The following is a 16,848-nucleotide window of genomic DNA, read 5'->3' on the forward strand; positions in this document are numbered from 1 at the left end:
CCCGCGACGCATCCCGGCGGCCGGGCCGCGGCGCGGAGCGCGGCGATGAGCCCGCGCACGCTCCGGCAGCAGGAGGGACGGGCGGGACTCGCCCTCATCTCGCCGACGCTCGTCATCACGCTGGTCGTGGTCGTGCTGCCGCTGCTGTGGGCGATCATGCTGGCGTTCCAGGACGTGCGGCTGATCAACATCCGGCGGGCGGGCCTGTTCGGGCGCTACACGCTGGAGAACTTCGTCTACGTCGTGTCCGAGCCCGGCTTCTGGACCTCCCTGGTCAACACGCTCGTCTACACCGTCGCGGGCTCCGCGCTGTCGATCGCCATCGGGCTGGTGGCCGCGCTGGCGCTGCGCGACAGGTTCAGGGGACGCACCCTGGTCAGGGCCTCGATCCTGATCCCGTACGTGGCGCCGGTCGTGGCCGTGGCGTTCCTGTGGGAGACGATGCTCAACCCGCAGTACGGCATCGTCAACACCTGGCTGCGCGAGCCGATCGCGTTCCTCACGCAGGCCAGGGGCGAGTTCCTCGGCGTGCAGGTGCCGGTCGCGCTGCTCACGGTGATCGCGTTCGAGGCGTGGCGGTATTTCCCGTTCGCGTTCCTGTTCATCCTGGCCAGGCTGCAGGCGCTGCCGGCCGAACTGGACGAGGCGGCCGTGGTGGACGGGGCCACGCCGACCCAGCGCTTCCGCTACGTGATCCTGCCGCAGCTCTGGCGGATCATCGCGCTGCTGTCGGTGCTGCGGTTCGTGTTCACGTTCACCAAGTTCGACGACGTCTACCTGCTGACCGGCGGCGGGGCCGGCACCGAGGTGGTCAGCGTGCGCGTCTACAACTTCCTGACCGCGCGCGACGACATCGGCGCCTCCGCCGCGCAGGCCATCGTGCTGGCGGTCTTCCTGGTGGTCTTCCTGACCTTCTACCTGCGGTTCTTCGGTGGAGGCGGCGATGAGCGGGGGGGAAATGAGCAGGGATAGGTTCGAGCGCGGGCTGCTGCGGGTGCTGAAGCCGCTGGTCATCCTGGTGCTCTTCGTGATGACGGCGTTCCCGTTCCTCTACATGGTGATGCTGTCCGTACGCGACATCCAGGAGCTCATCCTGGAGCCCGGCTCGCTCTGGCCGCGCGCCTTCACCCTGGACACGTACGTGGACGTGCTGACCAGGCAGGGCTTCCTGACCTTCCTCAGGAACAGCGCGATCGTCGCGGTCGCCTCGGTGGCGTGCACGCTGCTGATCTCGATCCCCGGCGCGTACGCGGTCGCGCGGCTGCGCTTCTTCGGGCGGCGCCAGGTGCACTTCCTCTTCCTCGCGGTCTACCTGTTCCCGGCGATCGTGCTGGCCATCCCGCTGTTCGTGCTGTTCACGATGCTCGGCCTGCGCGGATCGCTTCTCGGGTTGATCGCCGTTTATATCGCGCAAACGGTGCCGGTCACGGTATACATGCTCCGCAACTACTTCGAGACCGTGCCGCGCAGCGTGGAGGAGGCGGCGGCGATCGACGGGTGCACGAGGTTGTCGACGATCTGGCGCGTGGTCCTGCCACTGTCCAAGCCCGCGCTGATGGCCACCGGCCTGTACGCCTTCATGATCGCGTGGAACGAGTTCCTGTTCGCCCTGCTCTTCCTCGTGGACAAGCGGGAGAGCTGGACGGTTTCCCTGGGGCTCTCGCAGCTGGCGGGCAGCATCGAGGTCCCCACCACGGTCCTGATGGCGGGTTCGGTGGTGCTGACGCTGCCCATCGTGATCGTGTTCTTCGCCAGTGAACGGCTGCTGACGGAGGGCCTGACGGCCGGGGCGGAGAAGGGATAGACCATGCTGACGGCGGGCCAGATCCTCCAGCTCATCCGCGATGGCGCCTGCCGGACACGCAAGGACCTCATCGAGTACACCGGCCTGTCCCGGTCGACGATCACCGACCGGGTCGACCGGCTGATCGACGCCGGATACATCCACGAGTCCGGCGTCGGGGCCTCCGGGGGCGGGCGGCCGCCCTCGGTGCTGGACGTGGCCGCCTCCAGGCGGTTGATGCTGGTGGCCGACCTGGGCGCGGCCCACGCCAGGGTGGCGCTCACCGACCTCGCCGCCCGCCCCATGGCCGAGGAGAGCACCGGGATGCGCATCGAGCTGGGACCCGAGGCCGTCCTGTCGTGGGTGCGGGAGGCGTTCCAGCGCATGCTCGACCGGGCCGGGCGGCCGTCGAGCGAGGTGTGCGGCGTCGGGCTCGACGTGCCCGGCTCGGTGGACCACAGGACGGGGCGGGTGATCAGGTCGTTCCTGATGCCCGGGTGGGACGACTACCCGGTGCGCGAGGCGATCGGGGCCGCGTACGACGTGCCCATCCTGGTCGAGAACGACGCCAACGCGATGGCGATGGGCGAGTGGTGGTCGTCGTGGCGCGAAACGGACGCGCTGCTCCTCACCAAGGTGTCGACGGGCATCGGCACCGGCATCATCCTGGACGGGCGGATCTACCGCGGGGTCGAGGACGCCGCCGGGAACATCGGTCACGTGCGGCTGAGCGAGACCGACGACCGGGTGTGCACGTGCGGCTCGCGCGGCTGCGTGGCCTCGCTGGCGAGCGGCCAGGCCGTCGCCGCCGACCTCGGCCGGCACACCAGCCGTGACGTGGTGCGCCTCGTGCAGGCGGGCGACCCGAGGGCCGTCGCCCGCACCCAGGAGGCCGGCCGCACGCTGGGCGTGGTGCTGGCCACCGCGGTCAGCCTGCTCAACCCGGGCGTGCTGGTGCTGGCCGGGGACATGGCGGATACCGGGGAGCATTACCTGACGGGCATCAGGGAGACCGTCTACCGCCGCAGCCTGCCGTACACGACGCGGAATCTGGAGATCGTCCCCGCCTCGCTGGGCGAGCGGGCCGGGATCGTGGGGATGGCGGTGATGGTCATGGAGCACGTGCTCTCCCCCGCCTCGGTGGACGCGGCCCTCGCCGCGGGCGAGCGGGCCTGACCGGTCAGCCGAGCGCGCGCCGCAGCTCCGCCCGGGCCTCCACCAGCGAGGGGCCGTACCAGGTGAGCAGCCGGCCGCTGACCAGCGCGCAGGAGAGCCCGGGGAAGCACTCGGGGCCGTCCGTGGCCGAGAACGCGTACGGCTCGTCGGGCAGGACCACCAGCTCCGGCCGCCGCCCGACCAGCTCGTCGAGGGGGATCTTGGGGTAGCGCTCCGCGTGGCCCGCGTAGAGGTTGTCCACGCCTAGCCGCCTGAGCACGTCCCCGGTGAACGTGTCGCGCCCCACCACCATCCACGGCCGCCGCCAGATCGGGACGATCGCCGTGCGGCGCGGCCCGTCCTCGGGCGCGAGCCACGCCCGCTCCGCCGCGTCCAGCCACGCCGGGCGCGCGGTACGGCAGGCCAGCGCGAACATCCGGTCCAGCGAGGCGAAGGCCCCGTCGAGCGTCTCGATGCGCGTCACCCAGACCGCCACGCCCGACGCGCGCAGGGCCTCGATGTCGGGCGCCCGGTTCTCCTCGGCGTTGGCCAGGACCACGTCGGGCCTGAGCCGCCTGATCGCGTCGAGGTCGGGGTTCTTGGTGCCCCGCACCCTGGCCACGTCGAGATCGGCCGGGTGCGAGCACCAGTCGGTGGCGCCCACCAGCGCCTCGGGAACTGTCGCCGCCACCGACTCGGTCAGCGACGGCACCAGGGACACGATCCGCCGCACGGTCTCGGGGACCGCCACGGGGGCACCGGTGTCGTCCACACCTGAATCCAACACTCCTGAATTCAACCCGACGCCGGTCCGAATCCGTAGAATCCCGCTTGAAGATCGCCAGCTCTTGATCGGGGGAATGACGGTTGGAGCGAAAGTCGCCGGCCTTCGATCCGCACACGCCCAACATCGCCCGCCTCTACGACTACCTCCTCGGCGGGAAGGACCACTTCCCCGCCGACCGGGCGGCGGCGGCGAAGATGCTGGAGGTCGCCCCGGAATTACGAGCCGCGATCCGGGCGAACCGGGCGTTTCTCGGGCGTGCAGTGCGTTTCCTCGCCAAGTCCGGCATCACGCAGTTCCTCGACGTGGGCACGGGCCTGCCCGCCCAGCCCACCGTGCACGAGCTGGCCAGGGAGATCGCCCCGGCCGCCCGGGTCGTCTACGTCGACCGCGACCCCGTGGTGCTGGTGCACGCCAGGGCGCTGCTGGCCGGGCAGGGCGGCACGACCGTGGCCGGCGGCGACCTCCGCGACCCCGGCGCGATCCTGGCGGACCCGTCCGTGGCGGCGGCCCTCGACCTCGGCCGCCCGGTCGGCGTGCTGCTGACGGCGGTCCTGCACCACCTCGGCGACGCCGACCGGCCCGAGGAGGTCGTCGCGAGCCTGCGTGACGCCCTGGCCCCCGGCAGCTGCCTCGTCCTGTCCCATGGCACCAGCGACGCCCGCGCCGACGCCGTGCACACGATCACCGAGGTCTACGAGAGCACCGACGCCCCGATCACGCTCAGGAGCCGCGAGCGGATCGCGGGCCTGTTCGAGGGGTTCGAGCTGGCCGACCCCGGCCTCGTCTGGCTGCCGGAGTGGCGTCCGGAGGAGGCCGACGCGCTCGACTTCCCCGACGGCCCCGAGTCGTCGCTCATCCTGTGCGGCGTCGGAAGGAAGGGCTGAGGGCCCATGGAGCTCGGGCTGGCCGTCCCTCAGTTCGGCAGGTTCGCCGCGCTGTCCAGCGTGCTGCGGGTGTCGGCCGAGGCCGAGTCGATGGGGCTGGCCGGTCTGTGGGCCGGCGACCGGCTGATGACGCCGCTGCGGCCGAAGGACCGCTACCCGGGCGGCGACGGGCGCATCCCGGAGGCGCACCGGGTCTCCCTGGACCCCTTCGCGGTGCTGTCGGTGGCCGCCTCGGCGACGTCCACCGTCCGGCTGGGCACGAGCGCGCTGAACGCCTGCTGGTATCCCCCGGCGATCCTGGCCCGCTCCCTCACCACGATCGACCACCTCAGCGGCGGGCGGCTGGTCGCCGGGCTCGGGCTCGGCTGGTCGTCCGACGAGTACGCCGCCGCGGGAGTGCCGTGGCGGGGCCGGGCGGCCCGCTACGACGCCACCCTGGACGTGCTGGAGGCGATCTGGGGCACGGACCCGGTGGCGTACGAGAACGAGCTGTGGACGATCGCGCCCAGCCACATCGAGCCCAAGCCCGCCCGGCGGCCCCCGCTCTATCTGGCCGGGTTCGCCCGGCCGGCGCTGCGCCGCATCGGCCGGCGGGGCGACGGCTGGCTGACGGCGACGCTCCCGATCCCCATGCTCACCGCGATGTGGGACATCGTCCGCCGCGGCGCCGAGGAGGCCGGGCGCGACCCCGCCGCGCTGCGCATGGCCATGCGCGCCAACCCCGTCGTCACCGGCGCGGGCGACCCGCCCTGGAGCGGCACGGTCGCCCAGATCTGCGACTACCTCGCCACCGCGGCGGAGGCCGGGGTCCACGAGATCATCCTGGACCTCCAGCACACCGCCACCAGCGACGAGCACCTGTTGGACCTGGCCGGCGACTTCAGGAGCCGTCTCACGACGTCAGGCGCCGCCTGAACGCGCCCGCGGGCCACTTGCGCCGGCGGTTACTTGAGCGCGGAGAGCGCGGCCTCGTAGTCGGGCTCCTGCGTGATCTCCGGCACCAGCTCGGAGTAGACCACCTTGTTGTCGCCGTCGAGCACGACCACCGCGCGCGCGGCCAGCCCCGCCAGCGGCCCCGACTCCTGGGCCACGCCGTAGTCGGCCAGGAACTCGCGGCCGCGCATGAGCGAGAGCGTGGTCACGTTGTCGAGCCCCTCGGCGCCGCAGAACCGCTTCTGCGCGAAGGGCAGGTCGGCGGAGACGCAGAGCACGGCCACGTCGGGGTGCTCCGAGGCGATCTGGTTGAAGCGGCGCACGGAGGCCGCGCAGACGCCGGTGTCGATGCTCGGGAAGATGTTGAGCACCTTCGTCCGCTGCCCGAAGTCAGCCAGCGACTTCTCGCCGAGGTCGCCGCCCACCAGCGTGAACGCGGGCGCGCTGTCGCCGGGCTTCGGGAAGGTGCCGCCCACGGTGATGGGGGTGCCCTTGAAAGTGACGTCGGACATGAAAGCCTCCTCGTTAGCGATGTTGCCCGCCCCGTGATCCTATCCGCGCCGCCCGCCCGGCCGCCGACCGGGCGGGCGGCCCTGTCAGACGTTGCGGCGGTACTGGCCGCCCGCCTCGAACAGCGCGTCCGTGATCTGGCCGAGCGAGCAGTGGCGGGCCGCCTCCATCAGCACCTCGAAGGCGTTGCCGTCCGACATCGCCGCCTCGCGCAGCCGGGCGAGTTGCGCGGGCGCCTCCGAGCGGTTGCGCTCCTGGAAGGCGTGGAGCCGGTCGAGCTGCGAGCGCTTCTCCTCCTCGGTGCCCCTGGCCAGCTCCAGCTTGTGCGCCGGCTGCTCCTCGTCCCCGTTGCGGAACGTGTTGACGCCGACGATGGGCAGCGAGCCGTCGTGCTTGCGCATCTCGTACAGCATGGACTCGTCCTGGATCTTGCCGCGCTGGTAGCCGGTCTCCATCGCGCCCAGCACGCCGCCCCGGTCGGACAGCCGCTCGAACTCGCTCAGCACCGCCTCCTCCACCAGGTCCGTCAGCTCCTCGACAATGAAGGCGCCCTGCAGCGGGTTCTCGTTCTTCGCCAGGCCCCATTCGCGGTTGATGATGAGCTGGATCGCCATGGCCCGGCGCACCGAGTCGGCCGACGGGGTGGTGACGGCCTCGTCGAAGGCGTTGGTGTGCAGGCTGTTGCAGTTGTCGTAGATGGCGATCAGGGCCTGGAGGGTGGTGCGGATGTCGTTGAAGTTCATCTCCTGGGCGTGCAGGGACCTGCCCGAGGTCTGGATGTGGTACTTCAGCTTCTGCGAGCGCTCGCCGGCGCCGTAGCGCTCCCTCATGGCCACCGCCCAGATGCGGCGGGCCACCCGGCCGAGCACGCTGTACTCGGGGTCCATGCCGTTGGAGAAGAAGAACGACAGGTTCGGGGCGAAGTCGTCGATCTTCATGCCCCTGGCCAGGTACGCCTCCACGTAGGTGAAGCCGTTGGCCAGGGTGAAGGCGAGCTGGCTGATGGGGTTGGCCCCGGCCTCGGCGATGTGGTAGCCGGAGATCGAGACCGAGTAGAAGTTGCGCACGCCGTTCCTGATGAACCACTCCTGGATGTCGGCCATCATCCGGAGCGAGAACTCCGTGGAGAAGATGCAGGTGTTCTGGCCCTGGTCCTCCTTGAGGATGTCGGCCTGCACGGTGCCCCTGACCGTGGCCAGCGTCGTGGCGCGCAGCTCGGCGGCCTCCTCGTCCGACGGCGCGCGGCCGTGCTCGGCCTGGAAGCGGTCGAGGGCCTGGTCGACGGCGGTGTTGAGGTAGAAGGCCAGGATCGTGGGCGCCGGGCCGTTGATCGTCATGGACACCGAGGTGTTGGGCGCCGCCAGGTCGAACCCGTCGTAGAGCACCTTCATGTCGTCGAGCGTCGCGATCGAGACCCCTGAGGTCCCGACTTTTCCGTAGATGTCGGGGCGCAGGTCCGGGTCGTGGCCGTACAGCGTCACCGAGTCGAACGCCGTGGACAGCCTGGTCGCCGGCTGGCCCTCGGACAGCAGCTTGAAGCGCCTGTTGGTGCGGAACGGGTCGCCCTCGCCCGCGAACATCCTGGTCGGGTCCTCGTCGTCACGCTTGAACGGGAACACGCCCGCGGTGAACGGGAACGTGCCGGGCAGGTTCTCGCCGCGCAGGAACCGCAGCAGGTCGCCGTGGTCGCTGTAGCGGGGCAGGGCCACGCGCGGGATCCGGTTGCCCGACAGGGTCTCGCGCCAGAGCGGGGTGTGGATCTCCCGGTCGCGGACCTTCACGACCAGCTCGTCGGCGGTGTAGCGCTCCTTGACGGCCGGCCAGCCGTCGAGCAGGGCCCGGCTCTCGTCGGTGAGCTCCCGGTCCGCCCGCTCCTCCAGCTCTTGCAGCCGGGAGTCCTCCATGAGGGTGCGCACGGCGGCGAGCTGCTGGCGGCGGCGGGCCACCTCCGCCTGGGCGAGCGTCTCGGCGTGGTACGCGCGCACGGTCTCGGCGATGTCGGCCAGGTAGCGCACCCGGGCGGGCGGCACGATGGCGGCCGAGGCCCGCGAGGTGCGCCCGGTCACCTCCGGCAGCAGCCCGGGGCCCGCTTCGGCCAGCAGGAGCGGCTTGAGGTACTGGTAGAGGGCCGTCACGCTGGCGTCGTTGTAGCGGGCGGCGATGGTGCCGAAGACCGGCATGTCCTCCGGTCCCGAGCCGAACGCCTCCCGGTTGCGTACGAGCTGGCGGCGCACGTCGCGCAGGGCGTCCTCCGCGCCGCGCCGCTCGTACTTGTTGATCACCACGGCCTCGGCGAAGTCGAGCATGTCGATCTTCTCCAGCTGCGAGGCCGCCCCGAACTCCGGCGTCATCACGTAGAGGGGCACGTCCACGTGCGGGACGATCCCGGCGTCGCCCTGGCCGATGCCGGGCGTCTCCACGATCACCAGGTCGTGGCCCGCCGCCCGGCACGCCGCGATCACGTCGTCGAGGCAGGCGGGCACCTCGCTGGCGGCGCCCCTGGTGGCCATGGAGCGGAAGTAGGTCTGCGGGCCCAGGCTGTTCATCCTGATGCGGTCGCCGAGCAGCGCGCCGCCGCCGCGCCTGCGGGTGGGGTCGATGGCGAGGATCGCGATGCGCAGCTTGTCGTCGTTGTCGACGCGGAACCTGCGCACCAGCTCGTCGGTGAGCGACGACTTGCCGGAGCCGCCGGTGCCGGTGATGCCGAGCACGGGGGCGCGCTTGTCCGCGGCGGCGGCCCGCAGCCCCTCGACCAGCTCGGCCGGGGCGTGACCGGACTCCAGCAGCGTGACCGCCCGGGCCAGCGCCGCCTGGTCGCCCGAGACCACCGCCTCCACCGGCGGCGGGTCGTCCAGCTCGACGTCGCAGTCCTCGATCAGCTTGTTGATCATGCCGGGCAGGCCGTACCGCTGGCCGTCCTCGGGCGAGAAGACGCGGGTGACGCCGCGCGAGTGCAGCAGGTCGATCTCCTCCTGGACGATCACGCCCCCGCCGCCGCCGTACACCTTGACGTGCCCCGCCCCGCGCTCGCGCAGCAGCTCCACGAGGTAGGTGAAGAACTCCACGTGCCCGCCCTGGTAGGAGCTGATCGCCACCCCCTGGACGTCCTCCTGGATCGCGGCCGTGACGATCTCGTCGACCGAGCGGTTGTGCCCGAGGTGGATGACCTCGGCCCCCTGTGACTGGAGGATGCGCCGCATGATGTTGATCGCCGCGTCGTGGCCGTCGAACAGGGCCGCGGCGGTCACGAACCGCACTGGGTGTTCAGGGACATGCACGCCTTGTCACTCCTTCGTGAGGGCTCTTCCTACGAAGATACTAGGACGTCCTACTAATTCGACAGGGGACGCCGGAGTATTCGCCGCGCCGCTCCGGGGTAGGGGCTCGCGAGGCAACCGGGGGTGAGGCAGGGAGATGAGGCAGAGATGCGTGCGCTGACGTTCGCGCCCGGCAAGACGGGGACGCTCGCGGTCGAGGACGTGCCCGATCCCGTGCCGGGCAAGGGCCTGCTGGTCGTCGAGGGGCTCGCCCTCGGCGTCTGCGGCACCGACAGGGAGCTCGCGACGGCCGAGTACGGCTGGCCGCCGCCCGGCAGGGAACGGATGGTCATCGGGCACGAGTCGCTCGGCCGGGTGCTGGAGGTGCCGGAGGGGTCCGCGTTCTCGCCGGGAGACCTGGTGGTGGGCGTGGTACGCCGGCCCGACCCCGAGCCCTGCGGCGCGTGCGCCCGGGGCGAGTTCGACATGTGCCGCAACGGCCGCTACACCGAGCGCGGCATCAAGCAGCTCGACGGCTACGCCTCCCAGCACTGGACGGTCGAGGCGGGCTACGCCGTGCGCCTCGACCCGTCGCTGGAGAGCGTCGGCATGCTGGTCGAGCCCGCGTCGGTGGTCGCCAAGGCGTGGGACCACATCGAACGGATCGGGTCGCGGGCCTGGTTCGAGCCCCGGACGCTCCTCGTCACCGGGGCCGGGCCTGTCGGGCTGCTTGCGGCGCTGATGGGGCGGCAGCGGGGGCTCGACGTGCACGTGCTCAACCGCTCGCCGGCAGGGCTCAAGTCGCGGCTCGTGGAGGAGATCGGCGCGACGTACCACTCCGCCTCGTCGCTGAAGGACCTCCCCCCGGTCCGGCCCGACATCATCATCGAGTGCACGGGCGCCGGGCCGCTGGTCATCGAGGCCATGACCGGCACGGCCGCCGCCGGCATCGTCTGCCTGGCCGGCCTCTCACCCGGCGGGCGCACGCACCGGGTGGACCCCGGCGTGATCAACCGGGACATCGTGCTGGAGAACGACGTGGTCTTCGGCACCGTGAACGCCAATTTGCGGCACTACAGGGACGCGGCGGTGGCGCTGGCCAAGGCCGACCTCGGGTGGCTGGAACGGCTCATCACGCGGCGGGTCCCGCTGTCCCGCGCCCTGGAGGCCTTCGAACGGGGCGAGGACGTCAAGGTGGTCATCGACCTCACCAGGTGAGCGCCTCGCACGGGTCTCAGCCGCGCTCGTACGGCCTGCGCCTGCCCGGAGCCGTCCGCTTCGCCGCAGTGGCGGCCCCGCTGCCCCTGGCGGCGGCGCCCTTGACCACGGCGCCCTTGACCGCGGCGCCCTTGGCGGCGGCGGTGGCCGCCGGGCCGGACCGGGCGCGCGTTCCGGCGGGGTGAGCCGCGCCCGCGGAGGCCGTCTCGCGGGCCGTCTCGCGGGCCGCCTTGCGGGCCGGCTCCCGCTCTCGGGCCGAGCCCTCTTCCCGCGCTGACCTGCGCGGTTCCGCGCCGGGTGGGTCGGGGGCGGTTGGTGCGTTCCAGAGCCGGCGCAGGCGGCGGTGGGTGCCGCGGCGGCGGCCGGCGACGCGGAGGGAGAGCACGATGGTCGTCAGCACCATCACGGCCAGCAGCGCGGGCGGCGTGCCCAGGACGTCCAGGGGCGTCCCGTGCTCAGGCTCCGCGCGCGGCGCCGGCACGAAGGGCCGTTCGGTGGAGCGGATCTCGTTGAGGTTCTCCTTGACGAGGCGCGGGATGCCGTAGCCGACGACCTTGTCCGTCTCGCGGGTCTTGCGCTTGAGCCAGACCCGGTCCACGTTCGCCTCGATCGTGTGGATCTTCGCGCCGGTGACGCGCTCCACGATCCCCACGTGGTCGATGCCCTTGTAGCTCTTGCCGCCCCGCCAGTCGAAGAAGACCAGCGCTCCCGGCTCGGGCTTCTGTGTCCAGGCGCCCTGCTTCATGAACCAGGCGGCGTGGGAGGGCGTCCAGGCGAACGACCCCACGTAGTCGGTCAGCCCGGCCTTGTCGGCGGCCCAGGCGAGGAACATGTCGCACCACGGCGCGTCGCGGTACTGGGTGTCTTGGACGCGATGCGCGTACCACTGGCCGAACTTGGTGAGCTGGCCGTCCTTCTCCTTGTAGCCGATTTCCCGCCGCACCGTCTTCAGCAGCTCGTCCGCGATCGGGTCCAGGGTGACTCCTCCCAGAAAACCGACAAATCACGATGGACTGTAGTAGCGCCATCGAGAAAGTGCGCGGAGCAACTGGAAAGTGTCGTGCTATGTCCGGAAACATCCGTCTTGTGACTGCTGGGGCTCCTGAGACCGGCTACTACGCTTGTTAGGAGCCCGCGCCCACCCGGTAGACGCCCGCGTCACCCGCGCCCGGCGCGACGACGTCGGCCACGATCACGGTCACGTTGTCCGGCGAGCCGCCCTCGTTCGCGAGATCGATCAACCGCTGGACGGCGGCGCCCGGGTCTGCCACCGTGGTCAGCACCTCGTGCAGGACCTCGGGGCCGAGGACGGTCGTGAGGCCGTCGGAGCAGAGGAGGTAGCGGTCATCGGGCTCGGCTTCGCGCAGCGCCATGTCAGGCTCCGCCCTGCCCTCGCTGCCCAGGACGCGCAGCACCATCGAACGCCGGGGGTGCACGGCGGCTTGATCCTCCGTTATCCGCCCTTCGTCCACCATCGACTGCACAAGTGTGTGATCCTTGGTCATCTGATAGAGAGCACCGTCGCGAAGCAAATATCCGCGGGAGTCACCGAGATGGGCCATGGCGAACCGGTAGCCGTCCCACAGCATGGCGGTCACCGTGGTGCCCATGCCCCGGCGTGCCGGGTCGATGTCGGCCAGCTCGACCAGCCTGCGGGCAGCCTCGTGCACGGCGCCCTCCAGGGCCGCCTCCAGGTCCGCGCCCGTCTCGGGAAGCGTGGCATCCAGCTCTCGCATGACGGCGATCGCCGCCGAGCTCGCCAGCTCGCCGGCCGCGTGACCACCCATGCCGTCGGCCACCACCAGCATCCGGCCACTCGCGTAGCCGGAGTCCTCGTTCTGCTCCCTGCGGCGGCCCACGTCTGATCCGGCGGCATAGCGGATGTTGTGCTTCATACCCTGCAGTAAATCATTGGTTGAAAGACTTCACAAGCAGATGCGCTGAAGACTCTTGTGAACTACTGTGGGCTCCATGAGCCACGACCCGACCGTCAACGCCGGTGACATCGCCCGGCTCGCCGGTGTCGGGCGTGCCGCGGTGAGCAACTGGCGTCGCCGCCACGACGACTTCCCCGATCCCATCGGAGGCACGGCCAACCAGCCGCTCTTCTCGCTGCGCCAGGTCGAGTCCTGGCTGCGCCGCTATGGGAAGTCCTACCAGGTCTCCCTGGGAGATCGGGTGTGGCAACGCCTGAAAGCCGCGGGCGATTTGCGGCTGGGCGAGCTGGTCGCCCGCGCGGGCGCCCTCCTGACCGGCGCGGCCGAGCCGCCCGCGGGTGGTTCCGTGGAGAGCGACCCGCCCCGCGGGGAGGACGTCGGGCTGGACCCGGAGCTGGCGGAGCTCCTGCTGGAGCTGGCCGCGCAGCAGGGGGCGCTGGGCGCGTACGAGTTCCTGTGTGAGCGCTATCTCGAGGCGCACTCCCGGCAGCTCTCGGTGACCCGCGAGGACGTCGCCGGGCTCATGGTCAGGCTCGTCCGCGCGGACGGCGCCGCCGACACCACGATCCTCGATCCGGCCTGCGGCGTCGGCACGCTGCTCCTCGCCCCCGCCCGCGCGAATCCCGCCCCGGCCGGAGGGCTCGGCAGGGTGCTCGGGCAGGAGCTCAGCGAGACCTCGGCGGCCATCGCCGCCTCCCGGCTGCGGCTGCGCGGCGTCGAGGCCGAGGTGGTGGCCGGCGACGCGATGCGCCACGACGCGTTCGCCGGCGAGAAGGCCGACGCCGTGGTCTGCGACCCGCCGTTCAACGAGCGGGCCTGGGGTTACGAGGAGCTGACCGGCGACCCGCGCTGGGAGTACGGCCTGCCGCCGCGCGGCGAGCCGGAGCTGGCCTGGGTCCAGCACTGCCTCACCCACGTCAGGCCGCGCGGCCTGGTCGCCGTCCTCATGCCGCCGGCCGCCGCCAGCCGCAAGGCGGGCCGCCGCATCCGCGCCAACCTCCTGCGCGCGGGCGCGCTGCGGGCCGTCGTCGCGCTGCCGGGCTCGGACCTGTGGCTGCTGCGCCGCCCGGCGGCCGGCGAGCGCCCGCCGTCGGAGGTGCTCATCCTCGACGCCACCGGCGACCTGGCGGTCGTCGAGCCGGCCTGGCAGGCCTACCTGGAGGACCGTTCCGATCAGAGCGTACGCATCATCGACCTGCTGGCCGACGAGGTCGACATGACCCCGGCCAGGCACCAGCGGCGCGACGACGTCGGCAAGGCGTACGCCGAGGCCCGCGACCGCTTCCTGGCCGCCGCGGCGCCGCCGCCCGACCTGCAGGTCCTGGAGCAGCCGCTCGACCGGCCCGTCACGACGCTGGGCGACCTCATCAAGGAGGGCCTGGTGACCACGTCTCAGGCCCCGCCCAAGATGGCCGCCGACGGCGGCGACGTGCCGGTGCTGACCTCCGACGACGTGCTGCACGGCAGCGCGCCGTCCGGCTCCACCACCATGCAGCAGGGCCTGGTCGCGATCCATCCGGGCGACGTGGTGGCCTCCTACTCCAGCGTGCGGGTGATGGCCGACGGCGGCGCGATGCTGGGCCCGCACCTGACGCTCTACCGGGTCGACGCGCGCCGGCTCGACCCCGACTTCCTGGCCGGCTTCCTGCGGGCCGCCGGGGGCCGGGTGACGACCGGCTCCAGCAGGTTCGACGTGCGGCGCACCCGGCTGCCGCGCCTGTCCTTGAAGGAGCAGAAGGCGTACGGCGAGGCGTTCAGGCAGCTGGCCGTGCTGGAGGACGCCATCCGCGAGACCTCGACGCTGGGGCAGACGCTGATCAGGCTGGGCCTCGACGGCCTCGCCGACGGCCATCTGCACCCGCAGTCCTGACGGTGTAGCTTTTTCCCCGGAAGGCTGCTGGGAGGGGCAAATGGTCATCGGCGACCGATACGTGCTCGACGACCTCCCTCTCGGGCAGGGCGGCATGGGCGCCGTCTACGCGGGCCACGACCGCCACCTCGACCGCCGGGTCGCGGTGAAGCTGCTCAGGCTGCCCAGCGGGCCCGATCACGAGATGGAGAGCCGGTTCATCCGCGAGGCGCGCATCCTGGCCAGGCTGGAGCATCCGGGCGCCCCGGTCCTCTATGACTTCGGCACGCACGAGCAGCGGCTCTACCAGGTGATGCAGTTCATCGAGGGCGCCACGGTGGCCGACGTGGTCAGCGAGCACGGCCCGCTGCCGGTGTCGTGGGCGGCGGCGATCACGGCCCAGGCGTGCGCCGTGCTGTCGGCGGCGCACTCGCTGTCCATCTGCCACCGCGACCTCAAGCCGACCAACCTCATGCTCTGCCCCGACGGCGGCGTGAAGGTGCTCGACTTCGGGCTGGCCATGCTGCGCGACGCCGAGGTCACCACGTTCACGCGGATCGGGCAGATCCTGGGCACGCCGGCGTACATGGCGCCCGAGCAGATCCAGCACGGCGTGGCGGAGCCGCGCAGCGACCTCTACTCGCTGGGCTGCGTGCTGCACGAGATGCTGACCGGCCGGCAGCTCTTCACCGGCCCCACCGACTACGTGGTCTTCGAGAAGCAGGTCAAGGAGCGTCCGCCGGCCATCCCGGGCCTCCCCCGCGAGCTGGGCGCGCTGCTGTCGCAGCTGCTGGAGAAGCAGCCGGACGACCGGCCCGCCGACGCGAACGAGCTGTACGAGCGGCTCGACCCGTTCGCGGTGGAGCTGCCCATGCTGCCCGGGTTCCTGGCCAAGGCCCCGAGCCCCGGCCGGATGTACGCCCGCATGGCGGGCCGCGCGCTCAACGTCTGAACGCGCTCTCCCGCTCCTTTCGGATCGTTACGTCCGGCACCATTGACAGCCGGACGGATCCGCCGCGACTCTCTGAGAGAGCGCTCTCTCAGAGAGCTGCCCTGTTCGGGCGGGCACGTCATCGGCGGAAAAACGCGAGGAGCTGTTAAGGAATGATCTTTCCCGAGGACTTCGTCTGGGGTGCCGCGACGGCCTCCTACCAGATCGAGGGCGCGGTCAAGGAGGACGGGCGAGGCCAGTCGATCTGGGACACCTTCTCCCACACTCCCGGGAACGTGGCTAACGACGACACCGGGGACATGGCCTGCGACCACTACCACCGCTTCCGCGAGGACGTCGGGCTGATGCGCGAGCTGCGGCTGGCGGCGTACCGGTTCTCGGTCGCGTGGCCGCGCGTCCAGCCGGACGGCGCGGGCCCGATCAACCCGCGCGGGCTGGCGTTCTACGACAGGCTCGTGGACGAGCTGCTGGCCGCCGACATTTCGCCATATATCACTCTTTATCACTGGGACCTTCCCCAAGCTCTCGAAGACCGCGGCGGCTGGACCGATCGGGACACCGCCCACCGGTTCGCCGACTACGCCCAGGCCGTGTACGACCGCCTCGGCGACCGGGTGGAGCACTGGGCTACGCTGAACGAGCCCTGGGTGGCGGCCTTCCTCGGCTACGGCAACGGCGTGCACGCGCCGGGCCGCCGCGACCCGGCCAGCGCCCTGCGCTCGGCCCACCACCTGCTCCTCGGCCATGGACTGGCCGCGCGGCGGCTGCGCACGAGCGGCGCCCGGAGCATCATGCTGGTCGTCAACTCCTCGCCGGTGCTGACGCCCGCCCAGGTCAACGACCCCTGGGCGGTGCCGGGCGACGCCGACGCGGCCGTCGTCGAGCGCGTCCACGCGCTGCTGACCCGGCAGTTCCTCGACCCGGCCCTGTACGGCACGTACCCGGAGGAGGTCCTGGAAGCGGCGGCCCGCAACGGCGGGACCGGCCACGTCCAGGACGGCGACCTGGCGCTGATCAACGCGCCGATCGACCTGGTCGGCGTCAACTACTACAACCCGTGCGTGGTCGAGGCGGGCCCCGGGCTGCCCGCCGACGCCGCCTGGCCCGGCTCGGAGGGCGTCAGGTTCGCCCAGGCGGACGCCCCGACGACCGCGATGGGCTGGCCGATCGTGCCGGACGGCCTGTCCAGGCTCCTCGTACGGCTGTCGCGCGACTACCCCCAGGTCGGCCTCATGGTCACCGAGAACGGCGCGGCCTTCGACGACGTCGTGTCGGACGGGCGCGTGCACGACGCGGAGCGGGTGGCCTACCTGGACGGGCACCTCCGGGAGGTGCACCGGGCCATCGAGGCCGGCGCGGACCTGCGCGGATACCTGGTCTGGTCGCTGCTCGACAACTTCGAGTGGGCGGAGGGCTACCGGCGCCGTTTCGGCATCGTGCATGTGGACTACGCGACACAGACCAGGACACCCAAGGACAGTGCGCTCTGGTACAGAGACGTGATCACCGGAAACGGCTTCTGAACTTCTCCGGGCTCTGCGCGTGAACTGATGTCCGGAGCGCTACGGACGGAACCGGTAGAT

Annotated in this window: 14 protein-coding genes; 9 read left to right on the plus strand and 5 right to left on the minus strand. The window is 71.5% G+C overall.

What is annotated here, in order from left to right:
- Positions 1–45 precede the first annotated feature (45 nt).
- From FH608_RS01790 to FH608_RS01800, 3 genes are read left to right on the plus strand one after another with little or no spacing between them, the layout of a single operon-like run.
- Positions 46–972, plus strand: coding sequence for a carbohydrate ABC transporter permease (locus tag FH608_RS01790; protein WP_139628001.1), 927 nt, complete (start codon positions 46–48; stop codon positions 970–972).
- Entirely contained in the window at positions 959–1,804 is an 846-nt protein-coding gene (locus FH608_RS01795; protein ID WP_153261386.1) for a carbohydrate ABC transporter permease, read from the plus strand. Before FH608_RS01790 ends, FH608_RS01795 begins: the two co-directional genes overlap by 14 nt.
- 3 nt (positions 1,805–1,807) lie before the next feature.
- Entirely contained in the window at positions 1,808–2,959 is a 1,152-nt protein-coding gene (locus tag FH608_RS01800) for an ROK family transcriptional regulator (RefSeq protein WP_139628003.1), read from the plus strand.
- A 4-nt stretch (positions 2,960–2,963) separates the two neighbouring features.
- Here the strand turns inward: FH608_RS01800 and FH608_RS01805 are convergent, their stop codons facing one another.
- On the minus strand, positions 2,964–3,710 hold the full coding sequence (locus FH608_RS01805) for a helical backbone metal receptor (RefSeq protein ID WP_139628004.1): 747 nt from the start codon (positions 3,708–3,710) through the stop codon (positions 2,964–2,966).
- A 95-nt stretch (positions 3,711–3,805) separates the two neighbouring features.
- Between FH608_RS01805 and FH608_RS01810 the strand changes: the two genes are divergently transcribed.
- Complete coding sequence (locus FH608_RS01810) at positions 3,806–4,609, plus strand: SAM-dependent methyltransferase (protein WP_139628005.1); 804 nt, start codon at positions 3,806–3,808, stop codon at positions 4,607–4,609.
- Between the two features lie 6 nt (positions 4,610–4,615).
- Entirely contained in the window at positions 4,616–5,524 is a 909-nt protein-coding gene (locus tag FH608_RS01815) for a TIGR03619 family F420-dependent LLM class oxidoreductase (protein ID WP_139628006.1), read from the plus strand.
- A gap of 29 nt (positions 5,525–5,553) precedes the next feature.
- On the opposite strand, the gene tpx is transcribed toward FH608_RS01815, so the two are convergent.
- Together tpx and icmF are read right to left on the minus strand one after the other, a co-directional pair.
- The gene (gene tpx / locus FH608_RS01820) at positions 5,554–6,054 is read right to left on the minus strand and encodes a thiol peroxidase (RefSeq protein WP_139628007.1); all 501 of its coding nucleotides are present in this window, start codon (positions 6,052–6,054) and stop codon (positions 5,554–5,556) included.
- 84 nt (positions 6,055–6,138) lie between these two features.
- Entirely contained in the window at positions 6,139–9,330 is a 3,192-nt protein-coding gene (icmF, locus tag FH608_RS01825; protein ID WP_139628008.1) for a fused isobutyryl-CoA mutase/GTPase IcmF, read from the minus strand.
- Positions 9,331–9,477: 147 nt separating this feature from the next.
- On the opposite strand from icmF, the gene FH608_RS01830 reads away from it, so the two are divergent.
- Positions 9,478–10,527, plus strand: coding sequence for a glucose 1-dehydrogenase (locus tag FH608_RS01830; RefSeq protein WP_139628009.1), 1,050 nt, complete (start codon positions 9,478–9,480; stop codon positions 10,525–10,527).
- Between the two features lie 16 nt (positions 10,528–10,543).
- Here the strand turns inward: FH608_RS01830 and FH608_RS01835 are convergent, their stop codons facing one another.
- Together FH608_RS01835 and FH608_RS01840 are read right to left on the minus strand one after the other, a co-directional pair.
- Positions 10,544–11,470 carry a CHAP domain-containing protein gene (locus FH608_RS01835; RefSeq protein WP_139628010.1) on the minus strand — a complete coding sequence of 309 codons (927 nt, stop codon included), beginning with the start codon at positions 11,468–11,470 and terminating at the stop codon, positions 10,544–10,546.
- 181 nt (positions 11,471–11,651) lie between these two features.
- A complete protein-coding gene (locus FH608_RS01840) occupies positions 11,652–12,422 on the minus strand; it encodes a PP2C family protein-serine/threonine phosphatase (RefSeq protein ID WP_139628011.1) in 771 nt (256 codons plus the stop codon).
- Positions 12,423–12,498: 76 nt separating this feature from the next.
- On the opposite strand from FH608_RS01840, the gene FH608_RS01845 reads away from it, so the two are divergent.
- From FH608_RS01845 to FH608_RS01855, 3 genes are all read left to right on the plus strand, one after another.
- A complete protein-coding gene (locus FH608_RS01845; RefSeq protein WP_139628012.1) occupies positions 12,499–14,334 on the plus strand; it encodes an N-6 DNA methylase in 1,836 nt (611 codons plus the stop codon).
- 40 nt (positions 14,335–14,374) lie between these two features.
- Positions 14,375–15,265, plus strand: coding sequence for a serine/threonine-protein kinase (locus tag FH608_RS01850; RefSeq protein WP_139628013.1), 891 nt, complete (start codon positions 14,375–14,377; stop codon positions 15,263–15,265).
- 152 nt (positions 15,266–15,417) lie between these two features.
- Positions 15,418–16,788 (plus strand): GH1 family beta-glucosidase, encoded by a 1,371-nt coding sequence (locus FH608_RS01855; RefSeq protein WP_139628014.1) that lies wholly within the window; start codon positions 15,418–15,420, stop codon positions 16,786–16,788.
- Positions 16,789–16,848 lie beyond the last annotated feature (60 nt).

It is taken from the genome of Nonomuraea phyllanthi, assembly GCF_006334985.2.
Classification (GTDB): Bacteria; Actinomycetota; Actinomycetes; order Streptosporangiales; family Streptosporangiaceae; genus Nonomuraea; species Nonomuraea phyllanthi.